General features: G+C 48.9%; 1 pseudogene. It reads left to right on the top strand.

Going from position 1 to position 331, the window contains the following annotated elements:
- A pseudogene (locus M3090_RS15720) lies at positions 1-331 on the top strand (clindamycin resistance transfer factor btgA); the annotation flags it as partial.

Here is a 331-nt window from a genome sequence, read left to right as displayed (position 1 = left end):
GAAGCTTATCAAGCGCATGGACCAGGTGTTCGCATTCCTGAAGAAACAGGAAACGGATCTTGTGCGTCCGGCTTGTGAAGCTCTGGCCGGAGCCAGCACACAGATAACCATAAACCTTTCATCCTTACTTTCGGAAGAAAAGTTCAGGCGGTTCCTGAAGGACAACAAGGATCTGCTTGCCGGGATAATCAACAGTTCCGACAACAACGGCAAGGCCATAGGCAGGACAGAAAAAGCGGTGCGGGATGCAGATTCAACTATCAGGAAGAACCAGGATATTATCTTCAAGCGGATAGAAGCCAGCGAAACGGCACAGATTAAAGCCTATAAG

Source organism: Bacteroides sp. ET71 (genome assembly GCF_023336905.1).
In the GTDB taxonomy this organism is placed as follows: domain Bacteria; phylum Bacteroidota; class Bacteroidia; order Bacteroidales; family Bacteroidaceae; genus Bacteroides.
Note: the sequence above shows the minus strand (reverse complement) of the source record. Positions and strands in the feature narration are given on the sequence as shown.